Genomic DNA, 13,134 nt, shown 5'->3' with positions numbered 1-13,134 from the left:
GTGTAGAACTCAGTTCACACCCAATCATAAAAAAAGAAATCAACAGGTTTAGCGCACCGCTCGTCCACCCGCCACGGCGCGGCATCGCGTGGGGTCGGTAGGGGGTGCTCGGGGTGGGTCAGGGCGAACGGGAGCTGCGCGCAGTCGTCGATCAGCTCACTCATCGTGGTCGCTTCGGGGATCGTCACGCCCTGACCGTATTGGGACGCTCTGACCTGCGGTAGCCCTACCAAACGGTAGTCTTCACAGCTGCACTCACCAGGGTGAGCTGTCACTCAGCGCGACAAGAGAAAGAGGGCCGACGTGCCGGTAGCCGTGTGCGGCAGCATCGCGACCGACCATCTGATGCACTTCCCGGGCAGATTCGCCGACCAACTGGTGGCGGAGCGTCTCGACCGCGTGTCGCTGAGCTTCCTGGTCGACGACCTCGTGGTCCGCCGCGGTGGCATCGGCGCGAACATCGCGTTCGGCCTCGGTGTGCTCGGCGTGCGCCCGGTGCTCGTGGGCGCCGTCGGCAGGGACTTCGACGACTACCGGTCGTGGCTCGAGCGGCACGGCGTCGACACCTCCGGCGTGTACGTGTCCGAGGTCGCGCACACCGCGCGGTTCGTCTGCACGACGGACGACGACATGTGCCAGATCGCGTCCTTCTACGCGGGCGCCATGGCCGAGTCGCGCAACATCGAGCTCGCGCCGATCGCGCACCGCGTCGAGGACCTGCAGCTCGTCGTGATCAGCCCCGACGACCCCGCGGCCATGCTCCGGCACGCCGAGGAGTGCCGTCAGCGCGGCTTCCGCTTCGCCGTCGACCCGTCGCAGCAGCTCGCCCGCATGGACGGCGAGCAGGCGCGCGCGTTCGTCGGGGGCGCCGAGTACCTCTTCAGCAACGACTACGAGTGGGAACTGCTGCTGCAGAAGACCGGCTGGACCGAGGCCGACGTCCTCGCCCGCGTCGGCAGGCGCGTCACCACGCTCGGCGCCAAGGGCGTCGAGATCGTCGACCGCGACGGTCTCTCGCTGCACGTCCCCGCCGTCCCCGAGGTCGCGAAGACCGACCCGACCGGCGTCGGCGACGGGTTCCGCGCCGGCTTCCTCGCGGGCATCACCGCCGGCCTGAGCCTTGAACGCGCAGCTCAGCTGGGCTCGCTGATCGCCGTCGAGGTGCTCGAGACGATCGGCACGCAGGAGTGGGTGCTGGAGCGCGACGCGGCCCTGGAGCGGCTGCGCGGAGCGTTCGGGGACGCGGCCGTCGAGGAGATCGCCCCCGTCCTGCCATGATCGGACAATGGGGACGTACCTGTTCGGCGACACCGCTGAGTCGCCCGATCCGAAGTTCGACGCGCTGAGCGCCCTGCTCGACGCGGGCACCTTCGCCCGCGCCGAGCAGCTCGGCGTCGCGGACGGCTGGCGTTGTCTCGAGGTCGGGGGCGGTGGCGGGTCGGTGGCCACCTGGCTCGCCGACGTCGTCGCGCCGTCCGGGCACGTGACGGTCACCGACATCGATGTGCGAAGGCTCGAGGAACGCGACAACGTCACGGTCCTCGAGCACGACGTCGTGTCCAATGTATTACCTGGCAACGCGTTCGACCTGGTTCACGCGCGCCTCGTGCTCTTCCACCTCCCCGCCCGCGACGCGATCCTGCGCAAGTTGCACGACGCGTTGCGGCCGGGCGGGTGGCTCGTGCTCGAGGAGTTCGACTGCCTGCCGCTCGAGGTGCTCTCGGCCGCCCCCGACGACGCGAAGCTGATCATGCGGGTGAAGAACGCCCTGCTCACGCTGCTCGACCAGGCCGGCGCGGAGCTCGCGTGGGGCGCCCGCATCGAGAAGGCGCTGGCCGACACCGGCCTGCACGACGTCACCGGGTCGCGCGAGGTGCAGGAGTGGGAGGGCGGCTCGCCGGGGTGCCGGCTGCTCGCCGAGACCGCGCGGATGGTGCGCGCGCGGCTGCCGCTCACCGACGACGAGTTCGACCGCTACCTGGAGCTGATGGCCTCGCCCGAGACCGTCGTCAGCTCGTACGCGATCTGCGGCGCCCAGGGCCGCCGGTAGACGAGCGGGGCCCCCTCTGCGGAGGGGGCCCGACCTGCTGGAACCCGACCGGCCGCTACAGCTTGACCGGGTAGTGCGGTTCCGGCACCTGAGGGCTGATCCTGGCCTCGACGAAGATGCCGTGCCAGATCATGAACACGAGCAGCGCCCAGATGCGGCGGCTGTGGTCGAGCACGCCGGAGCGGTGCTCCTCGATCAGGCGCAGCACCGCGGTCTTGTCGAGGTACTGGTCGGTCTGCGACGACCGCACGACGTCGACCGCCCAGTCGTGCATCTCGTCCTTGAGCCAGTGCCGGATGGGCACCGGGAAGCCGAGCTTGCGGCGGTTCAGCACGTGCGCGGGCACGATGTCGCGGATCGCCTTGCGCAGCGCGAACTTCGTGGTGTCCGGGGTGATCTTCAGGTCGCTCGGGATCTGCGAGGCGATCCGGAAGACCTCGGGGTCGAGGAACGGGACCCGCAGCTCCAGCGAGTTCGCCATGGTCATCTTGTCGGCCTTGACCAGGATGTCGCCGCGCAGCCACGTGAACAGGTCGACGTGCTGCATGCGCGTGACCGGGTCGTAGTTCTGCGACTCGCGGTACGGCCCGGCCGTGACGTCCATGTGCGAGACGTTCGGGTCGTAGGTCTTGAGCACCTGGCGCAGGTGGTCGTCGAGGAAGATGCGCGCGTTGCCGTAGTAGCGCTCCTCCAGCGTGAGCGCGCCGCGGCGCAGCAGGTCCTTGCCCCGCACGCCGTGCGGGATCTTCGTCGAGACCTTGCCCATGGCCTTGCGCAGCGCGCCGGGGACCTTCTCGAACGCCGCCAGCGACAGCGGCTCGCGGTAGATCGTGTACCCGCCGAACAGCTCGTCCGCGCCCTCGCCGGACAGCACGACCTTCACGTGCTGGCGCGCCTCGCGCGCGATGAACCACAGCGGCACCAGCGCCGGGTCCGCCACCGGGTCGTCGAGGTACCAGGTGATCAGCGGCAGGGAGTCCATCATCTCCTGCGCGCTGACCGTGCGGACCACGTGCTTCACGCCGATCAGCGCCGCCGACTCCGCGGCCACGTCGACCTCGGAGAAGCCCTGACGCTCGAAACCGGTGGTGAACGTGATCAGGTCCGGGTTGTGCTCCTTGGCGAGCGCCGCGACGACCGTCGAGTCGATGCCGCCGGACAGGAACGAGCCGACCGTCACGTCCGCGCGCATGTGCTTGGCGACCGAGTCGCGCAGCGCGGCGGTGATGTCGTCGTAGAGCGCGTTCGCCTCGGCCTCGCCGCGGACGGTGCGGATCTTGAACTCCGCCGGGAAGTAGCGCTCGAACTTCGGCCGGGTGCCGGGCGTGAGCGTGAACGAGTGGCCGGACTCGACGCGGTTGATCGAGTCGTGCAGCGACGCGGGCTCCGGCACGTACTGCAGCGTCAGGTAGTGCTGCAAGCCCTTGACGTTCATCTTCGGCTCGATGCCGAGCGTCGGGGCGATCTCCAGCAGGATCTTCTTCTCGCTCGAGAACGCGACACCGCGCCCGCCCTGCGCCCAGTACAGCGGCTTGATGCCGAACGGGTCGCGGCCGCCGAACAGCACGCCGCGCTCGGAGTCCCAGATGATGAAGGCGAACATGCCGCGCAGCCGCGTGATCGCCGCCGGGCCGAAGTAGTGGTACGCGGCGACGATGGTCTCGGTGTCGCCGTCGGTGTGGAAGACGGCGCCGTGCTTCTCGGTGAGCTCGGCCCGCAGCTCGAGGTAGTTGTAGACCTCGCCGTTGAAGTTGATCGTGTACCGGCTCGGCGACTCCGGCGGGCCCCAGGTCAGGGGCTGGTGGGAGTGCTCGATGTCGATGATGGCGAGGCGGTTGAAGCCGAAGACGACCTCGTCGACCCGCCGGGTCCCGCTCTCGTCAGGTCCTCGGTGGCGCATGCAGCGCAGCGCCGCCTCCACCGCCGGACGTGCGTTCTCCGCCTCGTTCTCGCTGGGGCAAACAAGTCCTGCCAGGCCGCACAAGGCTCTCGCACCTCTCAAGAAACAGGAAGGGGAAGACCACGGGGAAGTCCCCAGTATGCCGAAGGGGCTCTGTGTGACCGAAACTGCACCGCAGCGGCGGTGCCCCCGAGGGGTGAGCGCAGTTCCGCTGGGCTACGCTCCCGCTTGATCCGTTGGCATGGAACGAGGAGGCGGGCGAGCAGTGGGCCTGAAGGAGGGCACCAGGGCATCCCGGCTGGCGAAGACCGCCGGGCTGGTCGGCCTGGTCGGTATCGGGGCCACCGGTTGCTCCACGGACGAGGTGCTGCGCTTCGGCTGGCCGGTGGCCGTCACGCCGCAGGCCGAGAAGATGCGCGAGCTCTGGACCTGGTCCGTGATCGCCGCGCTCGTCGTCGGCGTCATCGTGTGGGGCCTGATCGCGTGGTCGGTGGTGTTCCACCGCAAGAAGTCGGAGGAACTGCCCCGTCAGACGGCGTACAACCTCCCGCTGGAGATCGTGCTCATCGTCGTGCCGACGGTGATCGTGGCGGTGTTGTTCTACTTCACCGCCATCACGCAGAACTACGTCACGGACAAGTCGGGCAAGCCCGACGTGAACGTCGACGTCATCGCGTTCCAGTGGAACTGGGAGTTCCAGTACCCGGACCACAAGACCGAAGAGGGCAACGTCGTCAGCACGGTCGGCACCTCGGGCGAGGTCCCGGTCATGGTGCTGCCGGCCGGCAAGCGCATCCAGTTCACGCTGCGCTCGACGGACGTCATCCACTCGTTCTTCGTGCCGGAGTTCCACTTCAAGCGGGACGTCTTCCCGATGCCGGAGAAGAACAACCAGGACAACGTCTTCCAGATCGACCAGATCGACCGTCCCGGTGCGTTCGTCGGCCGGTGCGCCGAGCTCTGCGGCTCCTACCACGCGGTGATGAACTTCGAGGTCCGCGCGTTGCAGGAGGCGGACTTCGAGAAGTACATCGAGCTCCGCAAGGAAGTGAACCCGAAGACGGGCAAGACGTACACCACGGCTGAGGCGTTGTCGCAGGTCAACTGCGGCGAGCTCTGCGCGCCGCTGGCCACCACGACCACCCCGTTCAACACCGACCGGACGGCCCGCGAGGCCTCCGGCGCGGGTCAGAAGTAGGGACACGCCCCGCGATGAAGATCGAAGCTCGCGTATTCGACCTGGTGATGGCCTTCTCGTTCCTGATGGCCGTCGTGTACGGCTTCTGGACGCACCAGGCGACCGGCCACGTCGAGCCCACCGGCACGGTGGCGCTCGCGCTGACCGGCGGCCTGGCCCTCATCACCGGCACCTACTTCCGGTTCGTCGCCCGCCGTATCGAGGTGCGGCCGGAGGACAACCCCGACGCCGAGGTGTCCGACGGCGCCGGTGAGCTGGGCTTCTTCAGCCCGGGCTCGTACTGGCCGGTCGGCCTGGCGGCTGCGGCGGCGACCACGGGTGTCGCGGTGGCGTTCTGGCACGTGTGGCTGCTGGTGATCGCCGTCATCCTGGTGCTGATCGCGGTCGGCGGCCTGGTGTTCGAGTACCACACCGGCCCGAACCACGACTGACCAGCCAGTCTGCAGTCTGATATCCGATATATCGGATACCGCATCGAGGCCCTCTCCGTTCGCGGAGGGGGCCTCGGTCGTTTTCAGCGACCGATATCCAATATGTGACATATCGCATATCGGATATCGCCGCGGATTTGCTGTCCGATATTTCGGCCATCGCGCGAAAAGGCCCTTCCCGCCGTGGCGGAAAGGGCCTTCGCTGGTCCTGGACTCCCCGGCTACGCGGCGGCGGTGACCTTCTCGGGGGTCTTCTGGTACGCGTCGACGTACTCCTGACCGCTCAGGTCGAGGATGCGGTAGATGATCTCGTCGGTGACGCTGCGCAGCACGGGCAGCGACTCCTGCATGCCGTCGTACCGGCTGAAGTCGAGCGGAGCGCCGAAGCGGACCGTCACGGGGACGATCTTCGGGAACCTGCTGCCGACCGGCTGCACCTTGTCCGTGCCGATGATGCCGACGGGGATGACGGGCGCCCCGGACTCGAGCGCCATCCGCGCGACGCCGGTGCGGCCGCGGTGCAGCATGCCGTCGAGCGAGCGCGTGCCCTCGGGGTAGATCGCGAAGGCGTCGCCGCGGGCGAGGATCTCGGCGGCCGTGTCGAGCGCAGCGCGCGCGTCACGGCCCTTGCCGCGGTGCACGGGCACATGGCCGAGCGAGGAGAAGAACCAGCGCGACAGCGACCCCTTCACCCCGGTGCCGGTGAAGTACTCCGCCTTCGCGAGGAACGACACCCGCCGGGGCACGACCATCGGGATCACGACGCTGTCGATGAAGCTGAGGTGGTTGGCCGCCAGGATGACGGGGCCGTCGGTGGGGATGTTCTCCAGACCGTCGACCACCGGGCGGTAGACGAGACGGGCTGCGCGCGCGACGACGTGCTTCATCACCGGGTAGAGGACCATGAGCCCAGCATTCCAGGTGGGCATTGCCACGAGGTTGCCACGTGGCGCGCATCTCCGGCCGATCACTCGCTCGGACTACACCCGTGAGGCGATGGTGCGGCCCGGGTCACCCGGCGATGACGAGGTGTGACGAAAGAGACGGGAGACAGCGGTCGCGACTCGGGCGTCCGGGGCGAAACAGGCGGACGCGACCACCGGGGACGAGCCACGCGAACCCGGCGCCGGAAACGAGGAGTTCACCCGGCGCGCCTGCGGCGGTGACCGGAGCGGGGTGGGCCCGACCTCGTCGCGCCCACCCGCCGGCTAGCCCTTCAGGGCCTGTGAGAGCTCCACCCAGCGGCTCAGCAGCGCCGCCGCCCTGCCGGAGTCCACGGCGTCCGCCGCGCGGCTCAGCGACGCCGCCAGGTCGGTGTTGAGGTCGTCGGAGAACCCGCCGTGCGCCGCGATGGCACCCGCCGCGTTCACCAGCACCGCGTCGCGCACCGACCCGGTCTCCCCGGCCACGAGGTCGCGGACCACCCGGGCGTTGACGGAGGCGTCGCCGCCCTTCAGGTCCTCCTCGCGCGCCGGCCGCACGCCCAGCACCGCCGGGTCGATGGTCGCCGTGCGCACCGCGCCGTCCTGGGCGAGCCAGGCCGACGTCGTCGTGGTCGTGGTGATCTCGTCGAGGCCGTCGTCGCCGCGCACCACCAGGGCGGTGTTGCCGCGGCGGGCGAAGACGCCGGCGATCAGCGGCGCCGCGGCCGCGCGGGCACAGCCGATCAGGCCGACGGTGGGCTGCGCCGGGTTCGTCAGCGGCCCGAGCAGGTTGAACGAGGTCGGGATGCCGATCTCGCGCCGCACCGGGCCCGCGTGCCGGAAGCCGGGGTGGAAGACCGGGGCGAAGCAGAAGCCGATGCCCAGCTCGCGCACCGTGGCCTGCACGCCCTCCGGGGGCAGGTCGATGGCGACGCCCAGCGCCTCCAGCACGTCCGCCGTGCCGCACTGCGACGACGCCGCGCGGTTGCCGTGCTTGACCACCGGGACACCCGCCGCGGCCGTCACGATCGCGGCCATCGTCGAAATGTTCACCGAACCGGAATGATCGCCGCCGGTGCCCACGATGTCGGCCGCCCGCACGTCCACGGTGAAGCGGCGCGCGTGGGTGAGCATCATCGTCGCGAGGCCGTCGACCTCCTCCGGCGTCTCGCCCTTGGCGCGCAGCGCGACGATGAACGCCGAGATCTGCGCCGGGCTCGCCTCGCCGGACATCACCCGGTCCATGCCCCAGGCGGTGTCGTCGGCGGTCAGGTCGACGCCGTCGAGCAGGCGGTTGAGCAGCGACGGCCAGGTCCGTTCGCCCATGCCGGCTCAGCCCTTGACGACGGGAACAGCCGAGCCCCGCAGCACCTCGGCCACGGTTTCGGCGGCGGCCAGCGGGTCGAGCGGGTGCACCAGCACCGCGTCGGCCTGCGACCACGTCGCGAGCCACCGGTCGTCCTTGCGGCGCACGGCCACGACGACCGGCGGGCAGTTCGCGATCTCGTCCTTGAGCTGGCGGGACAGGCCCATGCCCCCGGTCGGCTGCGCCTCGCCGTCGAGGATCAGCAGGTCGACGGTGCCGTTGTCGACCTCGTAGAGGACGTCGGCGATCACGCCGACCTCGACGAAGTCCACGCGCGGCAGGTCGGGTGCGGGACGGCGGCCAATTGCAGTGATGATCGTCTCACGCACCTCGGGGCGGTGGCTGAACACCAGGATCTTCGTGGTCTGCGTGCTCATCTCTCGATCCTCCGCTGCGACTGCCGACTGCGGTCCAAAGCAAGCGACCCCGGAAAAGTGACCAAGGTCGCCGCGATGCTATCGGGCCGGTTGCAGGGCGTCCCACCCCAGGGCGTCGCCGCCGAGCCGCTGCGCCAGCGACGCCATCCGCGACCGTTCCTGGGAGCAGTGCAGCGCGTCGAGCTTCTGCACCCGGCTGGCGTGCGACACCTCGCCGGCGACGAGCACCCAGCCGTCCGGCGCGAGCAGCTCGCGCGCACGTTCTACCTGGTCAGCGGGGATGCGCAGGTGGTGGCGCAGCACGGCGGGCTCGTCGGCGCGCCACCGCGGCGACCGGGCCAGCGCGGCCGAGTCGGCCTCCCCGACCTCGAACGCCTCCACCACCACGACCAGGCCCGGGTCGTCCGCGGACAGCGCCGGCACGACCTCCCGGCGCAGCGCGTCCCGCAATCGGCCCAGCAATCCCATCGCCGCATCTCCTCCACGATCACGCGCTGTGTGACACAGCCGACCCATGATCCGCCCAGGACCCGATGGGCGGAGCAAAAAAGCGCAAGCAATAATGCTGCTCGTGACCACGGCAGCGCCTTCAATCGGCCAGCGCGTGCACTCGCTGAACCGCCCGAACATGGTCAGCGTCGGCACGATCGTCTGGCTGTCCAGCGAGCTCATGTTCTTCGCTGGCCTCTTCGCCATGTTCTTCACGGTGAAGGCCCAGAACGACACGGGGGCCTGGCCTCCGGCTCCCACGCACCTGAACGTCCCCTACGCGTCGGTCTTCACGATCATCCTGGTCGCGTCGTCCTTCACGTGCCAGTGGGGCGTGTTCGCGGCGGAGCGGGGTGACGTCTTCGGCCTGCGTCGCTGGTACATCGTGACGCTGATCATGGGTGCGATCTTCGTCGCCGGTCAGGCGGGTGAGTACATCACCCTCGTCGAGGAGGGCACGACGATCCCGTCGTCCGCCTACGGCACCGTCTTCTTCCTGACCACGGGCTTCCACGGCCTGCACGTCATCGGCGGTCTGATCGCGTTCGTCTACCTGTTGATCCGGACGAAGCTCAGCAAGTTCACGCCGGCGCAGGCCACCTCGGCGATCGTCGTGTCCTACTACTGGCACTTCGTCGACGTCGTGTGGATCGGCCTGTTCGCCGTCATCTACATCGTGCCCTGACCCGGCCGGCACACAGCAAAGCCACGAGCTCCCGAACTGACAGCAAGGGTTGCCGCACACCATGACCACCACGACGAAACGCCCCCGCGGCGCCCGCACGAAGCTGCGCCGCCGGGTCGCCGGACTGCTCGCGCTGGGCTTCGGCCTGCTGAGCGCCGGCATGCTGTTCGCCGCCTTCGCCCCCCAGGCGCAGACCGCGCAGGCGCAGCAGGAGGACGCCCTGGTCCGCCAGGGCGAGCAGATCTACCTGAACACCTGCATGGGCTGCCACGGCAAGTCCCTCGAAGGTGTCAAGGACCGCGGGCCGAGCCTGATCGGCGTCGGCGACGCCGCGGTCTACTTCCAGACTTCCTCCGGCCGCATGCCCATGGCGCGGCAGGAGGCGCAGGCCATCCGCAAGCCCGCGAAGCTCTCCCCCGAGGAGATCAACGCGCTGATGGCCTACATCACCACCAACGGCGGCGAGGGCCCGAAGAAGCCCTCCGAGTCCGGTGAGGCCCTGCGCGGCGACAACCCGGCGCGCGGTGGCGAGCTCTTCCGCCTCAACTGCGCCAGCTGCCACAACTTCACGGGTCGTGGTGGCGCGCTGTCGTCCGGCAAGTTCGCACCGGCCCTCGACGGGGTGAGCGAGGAGCAGATCTACACGGCGATGCTGAGCGGCCCGCAGAACATGCCGAAGTTCGGCGAGCGGCAGCTCACGCCGGAGGAGAAGAAGGACATCATCGCGTACGTCAAGTCCGTGACCGACGGGAAGAACAACTCCGGCGGCAACGCCCTTGGCGGCTTCGGACCCGTGTCCGAGGGATTGATCGCGTTCATCGTGGGGATCGCCGCGCTCATCGGCGTGACCCTCTGGATCGGAGCCAAGGCATGAGCGGCGACAAGCCGGTCGAGCTGCCCAGCGAGGCAGAGCTCGCGGAGATGAGCCGGGACGACCTCGTCAAGCTCGGCACGAAGATGGACGGCGTCGAGCTCGTCCACTACGAGGACAAGTGGCCGGTCCCCGGCACCCGCGCCGAGCGTCGTGCGCAGCGCCTGGTCGCGCTGTGGTTCATGATCTCCGCGCTGTCGGGTCTCGCCTTCCTCGGCGTGTTCCTGTTCTGGCCGTGGGAGTACGAGTCCCCCTCCAACGAGGGCGCCCACTTCCTGCACAACCTGTACAACCCGCTGATCGGCCTGTTCCTGGGCCTGTCGGTGGTGGCGCTGGGCGTCGGCGCGCTGCTCTACACGAAGAAGTTCATCCCGGACGAGCTCGCGGTGCAGCAGCGCCACGACGGCCCGTCGACCGCGGTCGACCGCGCCACCCTGGTCGCCGAGCTCGGCGACGCGGGTGCGCGCAGCGGCATCGGCCGCCGCAGCCTGATCAAGCGCACCGCGGGCCTCGGCGCCGGCGTGCTGGGCCTGGGCGTCGCCGCGGTTCCGCTGGGCGCGCTCATCAAGAACCCGCACTCCGACAGCGAGACCAAGAACTCGCTGTGGCACACGGGCTGGAAGGCCGAGAAGGGCGAGAAGGTCTACCTCCGCCGCCACACCGGCAACTTCCACGAGGTCTCCCTGGTGCGTCCCGAGGACGTCGAGCCCGGCGGCTTCGAGACGGTCTTCCCGTTCCGCGAGTCCGAGCGCGACGACGAGCACGCCCTCGTCGCGGCCCTCAAGCGGGCCGACGCGCCGGTCATGCTCATCCGCATGCGTCCGAACCAGCCCATCACCAAGCGTGCGGGCCAGGAGGACTTCAACTACGGTGACCTGTACGCGTACTCGAAGATCTGCACGCACCTGGGTTGTCCGACGTCGCTGTTCGAGCAGCAGACCGGTCTGCTGCTCTGCCCGTGCCACCAGTCGCAGTTCGACGTGTTCGAATACGCCAAGCCGCGCTTCGGCCCGGCGACCCGTCCTCTTCCGCAGCTTCCGATCACTGTGGACGAAGAGGGATACTTGGTTGCCCGCAGTGACTTCATCGAGGCTGTGGGTCCGGCGTTCTGGGAGCGGAAGTCATGAGTGCCATCACCACGCCGACGAAGCCGGCCAACGCGGCCGCGCGCGTCGCCGGAGCGGCGGCCAACGCTGCCGACGAGCGGTACCACGCGGCCTCTGGCCTGCGTAAACAGCTGAACAAGGTCTTCCCGACGCACTGGTCGTTCCTGCTCGGCGAGATCGCGCTCTACAGCTTCATCGTGCTGCTGCTGTCGGGCACCTACCTGGCGCTGTTCTTCGACCCGTCGATGACCGAGGTCACCTACAACGGCGCCTTCGAGAACCTGCGCGGCATCGAGATGTCCCGGGCGTTCGCGTCCACGCTGGACATCTCGTTCGAGACGCGCGGCGGCCTGTTCGTCCGCCAGGTCCACCACTGGGCGGCGCTGCTGTTCATGGGCGCGATCGTCGTCCACATGTTCCGGATCTTCTTCACCGGCGCATTCCGCAAGCCGCGTGAGATCAACTGGGTCATCGGCATCGTGCTGTTCATGCTCGGCGCGATCGAGGGCTTCCTCGGCTACTCGCTGCCGGACGACCTGCTCTCCGGCACCGGCCTGCGCGTCATGGCGGCGCTGCTGATCTCGTTCCCGGTCATCGGCACGTGGCTGAACTGGCTGATGTTCGGCGGGGAGTTCCCCGGCACGGACATCATCCCGATGCTCTACACCGCGCACATCCTGCTGATCCCGGCCATCATCCTCGGCCTGATCGCGGCGCACCTCGCGCTGGTCTGGTACCAGAAGCACACGCAGTTCCCGGGCGTGGGCCGCAAGGAGACCAACGTCGTCGGCGTCCGCATCATGCCGGTGTTCGCCGCCAAGGGCGGTGGCTTCTTCGCCATCGTCGTGGGTGTCATCGCGATCATGGGTGGCGTCTTCCAGATCAACCCGATCTGGAACATCGGCCCGTACAACCCCGCGCAGGTCTCCGCCGGCTCGCAGCCCGACTGGTACATGGGCTGGACCGACGGCCTGGTCCGCATCTGGCCCGCGTGGGAGTTCTACCTGGGCAACTACACGATCCCGGCGCCGTTCCTGCCGTTCATCCTCGGTCTGCCGCTGCTGACCGGCATCGCGGCGGCGTACCCGTGGATCGAGCGCAAGATGACCAAGGACTACGCGCACCACAACCTGCTGCAGCGCCCGCGCGACGTTCCCGTCCGCACCTCGCTCGGCTGGATGGCGATCACGTACTTCATGGTCCTGCTGCTCATGGGTGCGAACGACATCTTCGCGTACCAGTTCGACATCTCGTTGAACCTGACGACGTGGATGGGCCGCATCGGCATGCTGGTCCTGCCGCCGATCGCCTACTTCATCTCGTACCGCGTGTGCATCGGCCTGCAGCGCGGTGACCGCGAGGTGCTGGAGCACGGCGTCGAGACCGGCATCATCAAGCGCCTGCCGCACGGCGAGTTCATCGAGATCCACCAGCCGCTCGGCCCGGTGGACGACCACGGCCACCCGATCCCGCTCGCCTACCAGGGCGCGTCGGTGCCGAAGAAGATGAACAAGCTCGGCTCGGCCGGTCACCCGGTCGTTGGCAGCACGTGGTCGCCGGACCCGGTCGAGGAGACCGTGGCCCTGGAGAACGCGCGGGCGAAGAGGCACGTGTCCGAGGAGATCAGCGCCGAGAACAAGACCGGCGAACTCGCGGGCAGGCCTTCCGACGTGAAGGACTGACGAGCAACGCGAAAGGCCCCGGCGGTGCCCCGCATGCGGGCACACCGCCAAGGCTG

At 68.9% G+C, this 13,134-nt stretch carries 14 protein-coding genes; 8 read left to right on the top strand and 6 right to left on the bottom strand.

The window, feature by feature from the left end; all coding sequences use genetic code 11:
- Positions 1 to 14 precede the first annotated feature (14 nt).
- Positions 15 to 188 (bottom strand): hypothetical protein, encoded by a 174-nt coding sequence (locus tag ACFWGZ_RS32415; RefSeq protein WP_382455395.1) that lies wholly within the window; start codon positions 186 to 188, stop codon positions 15 to 17.
- A 157-nt stretch (positions 189 to 345) separates the two neighbouring features.
- Here ACFWGZ_RS32415 and ACFWGZ_RS32410 point away from each other — a divergent pair, with 157 nt between their 5' ends.
- Entirely contained in the window at positions 346 to 1,278 is a 933-nt protein-coding gene (locus tag ACFWGZ_RS32410; protein ID WP_382455396.1) for a carbohydrate kinase family protein, read from the top strand.
- Between the two features lie 7 nt (positions 1,279 to 1,285).
- Complete coding sequence (locus ACFWGZ_RS32405) at positions 1,286 to 2,050, top strand: class I SAM-dependent methyltransferase (RefSeq protein ID WP_382455394.1); 765 nt, start codon at positions 1,286 to 1,288, stop codon at positions 2,048 to 2,050.
- A gap of 55 nt (positions 2,051 to 2,105) precedes the next feature.
- On the opposite strand, the gene asnB is transcribed toward ACFWGZ_RS32405, so the two are convergent.
- The gene (asnB, locus tag ACFWGZ_RS32400; protein WP_382455393.1) at positions 2,106 to 4,034 is read right to left on the bottom strand and encodes an asparagine synthase (glutamine-hydrolyzing); all 1,929 of its coding nucleotides are present in this window, start codon (positions 4,032 to 4,034) and stop codon (positions 2,106 to 2,108) included.
- A gap of 181 nt (positions 4,035 to 4,215) precedes the next feature.
- Between asnB and coxB the strand changes: the two genes are divergently transcribed.
- Together coxB and ACFWGZ_RS32390 are read left to right on the top strand one after the other, a co-directional pair.
- Positions 4,216 to 5,148: a cytochrome c oxidase subunit II gene (coxB, locus tag ACFWGZ_RS32395; RefSeq protein ID WP_382455392.1), complete on the top strand. Its 933-nt coding sequence runs from the start codon at positions 4,216 to 4,218 to the stop codon at positions 5,146 to 5,148.
- A gap of 14 nt (positions 5,149 to 5,162) precedes the next feature.
- Positions 5,163 to 5,579, top strand: coding sequence for a cytochrome c oxidase subunit 4 (locus tag ACFWGZ_RS32390; RefSeq protein ID WP_382455391.1), 417 nt, complete (start codon positions 5,163 to 5,165; stop codon positions 5,577 to 5,579).
- Between the two features lie 221 nt (positions 5,580 to 5,800).
- Here the strand turns inward: ACFWGZ_RS32390 and ACFWGZ_RS32385 are convergent, their stop codons facing one another.
- The 4 genes from ACFWGZ_RS32385 to ACFWGZ_RS32370 form a co-directional block, all read right to left on the bottom strand.
- Complete coding sequence (locus ACFWGZ_RS32385) at positions 5,801 to 6,508, bottom strand: lysophospholipid acyltransferase family protein (RefSeq protein ID WP_382455390.1); 708 nt, start codon at positions 6,506 to 6,508, stop codon at positions 5,801 to 5,803.
- 279 nt (positions 6,509 to 6,787) lie between these two features.
- Positions 6,788 to 7,828 (bottom strand): anthranilate phosphoribosyltransferase, encoded by a 1,041-nt coding sequence (gene trpD / locus ACFWGZ_RS32380; protein ID WP_382455389.1) that lies wholly within the window; start codon positions 7,826 to 7,828, stop codon positions 6,788 to 6,790.
- Between the two features lie 6 nt (positions 7,829 to 7,834).
- Positions 7,835 to 8,245, bottom strand: coding sequence for a hypothetical protein (locus ACFWGZ_RS32375; RefSeq protein WP_382455388.1), 411 nt, complete (start codon positions 8,243 to 8,245; stop codon positions 7,835 to 7,837).
- A gap of 78 nt (positions 8,246 to 8,323) precedes the next feature.
- Complete coding sequence (locus tag ACFWGZ_RS32370) at positions 8,324 to 8,713, bottom strand: hypothetical protein (protein ID WP_382455387.1); 390 nt, start codon at positions 8,711 to 8,713, stop codon at positions 8,324 to 8,326.
- Between the two features lie 94 nt (positions 8,714 to 8,807).
- Here ACFWGZ_RS32370 and ACFWGZ_RS32365 point away from each other — a divergent pair, with 94 nt between their 5' ends.
- The 4 genes from ACFWGZ_RS32365 (at position 8,808) to ACFWGZ_RS32350 (ending at position 13,078) form a co-directional block, all read left to right on the top strand.
- On the top strand, positions 8,808 to 9,419 hold the full coding sequence (locus ACFWGZ_RS32365) for a heme-copper oxidase subunit III (protein WP_382455386.1): 612 nt from the start codon (positions 8,808 to 8,810) through the stop codon (positions 9,417 to 9,419).
- 61 nt (positions 9,420 to 9,480) lie between these two features.
- The gene (locus tag ACFWGZ_RS32360) at positions 9,481 to 10,293 is read left to right on the top strand and encodes a c-type cytochrome (protein WP_382455385.1); all 813 of its coding nucleotides are present in this window, start codon (positions 9,481 to 9,483) and stop codon (positions 10,291 to 10,293) included.
- The gene (locus ACFWGZ_RS32355; RefSeq protein ID WP_382455384.1) at positions 10,290 to 11,417 is read left to right on the top strand and encodes a ubiquinol-cytochrome c reductase iron-sulfur subunit; all 1,128 of its coding nucleotides are present in this window, start codon (positions 10,290 to 10,292) and stop codon (positions 11,415 to 11,417) included. Before ACFWGZ_RS32360 ends, ACFWGZ_RS32355 begins: the two co-directional genes overlap by 4 nt.
- On the top strand, positions 11,414 to 13,078 hold the full coding sequence (locus ACFWGZ_RS32350; RefSeq protein ID WP_382455383.1) for a cytochrome bc complex cytochrome b subunit: 1,665 nt from the start codon (positions 11,414 to 11,416) through the stop codon (positions 13,076 to 13,078). The genes ACFWGZ_RS32355 and ACFWGZ_RS32350 overlap by 4 nt, the downstream gene beginning before the upstream one ends.
- Positions 13,079 to 13,134 lie beyond the last annotated feature (56 nt).

The organism is Lentzea sp. NPDC060358 (assembly GCF_042725365.1).
Lineage (GTDB): Bacteria > Actinomycetota > Actinomycetes > Mycobacteriales > Pseudonocardiaceae > Lentzea.
This window is presented reverse-complemented; position numbering and strand designations above follow the sequence as displayed.

Coding starts and splice junctions, on each gene's coding strand:
- trpD (WP_382455389.1), bottom strand. CDS start 7,828: ATGGGCGAACGGACCTGGCCGTCGCTGCTCAACCGCCTGCTCGACGGC.
- ACFWGZ_RS32350 (WP_382455383.1), top strand. CDS start 11,414: ATGAGTGCCATCACCACGCCGACGAAGCCGGCCAACGCGGCCGCGCGC.
- ACFWGZ_RS32360 (WP_382455385.1), top strand. CDS start 9,481: ATGACCACCACGACGAAACGCCCCCGCGGCGCCCGCACGAAGCTGCGC.
- ACFWGZ_RS32405 (WP_382455394.1), top strand. CDS start 1,286: ATGGGGACGTACCTGTTCGGCGACACCGCTGAGTCGCCCGATCCGAAG.
- ACFWGZ_RS32385 (WP_382455390.1), bottom strand. CDS start 6,508: ATGCCCACCTGGAATGCTGGGCTCATGGTCCTCTACCCGGTGATGAAG.
- ACFWGZ_RS32390 (WP_382455391.1), top strand. CDS start 5,163: ATGAAGATCGAAGCTCGCGTATTCGACCTGGTGATGGCCTTCTCGTTC.
- ACFWGZ_RS32410 (WP_382455396.1), top strand. CDS start 346: ATGCACTTCCCGGGCAGATTCGCCGACCAACTGGTGGCGGAGCGTCTC.
- ACFWGZ_RS32355 (WP_382455384.1), top strand. CDS start 10,290: ATGAGCGGCGACAAGCCGGTCGAGCTGCCCAGCGAGGCAGAGCTCGCG.
- ACFWGZ_RS32375 (WP_382455388.1), bottom strand. CDS start 8,245: ATGAGCACGCAGACCACGAAGATCCTGGTGTTCAGCCACCGCCCCGAG.
- ACFWGZ_RS32370 (WP_382455387.1), bottom strand. CDS start 8,713: ATGGGATTGCTGGGCCGATTGCGGGACGCGCTGCGCCGGGAGGTCGTG.
- ACFWGZ_RS32365 (WP_382455386.1), top strand. CDS start 8,808: ATGCTGCTCGTGACCACGGCAGCGCCTTCAATCGGCCAGCGCGTGCAC.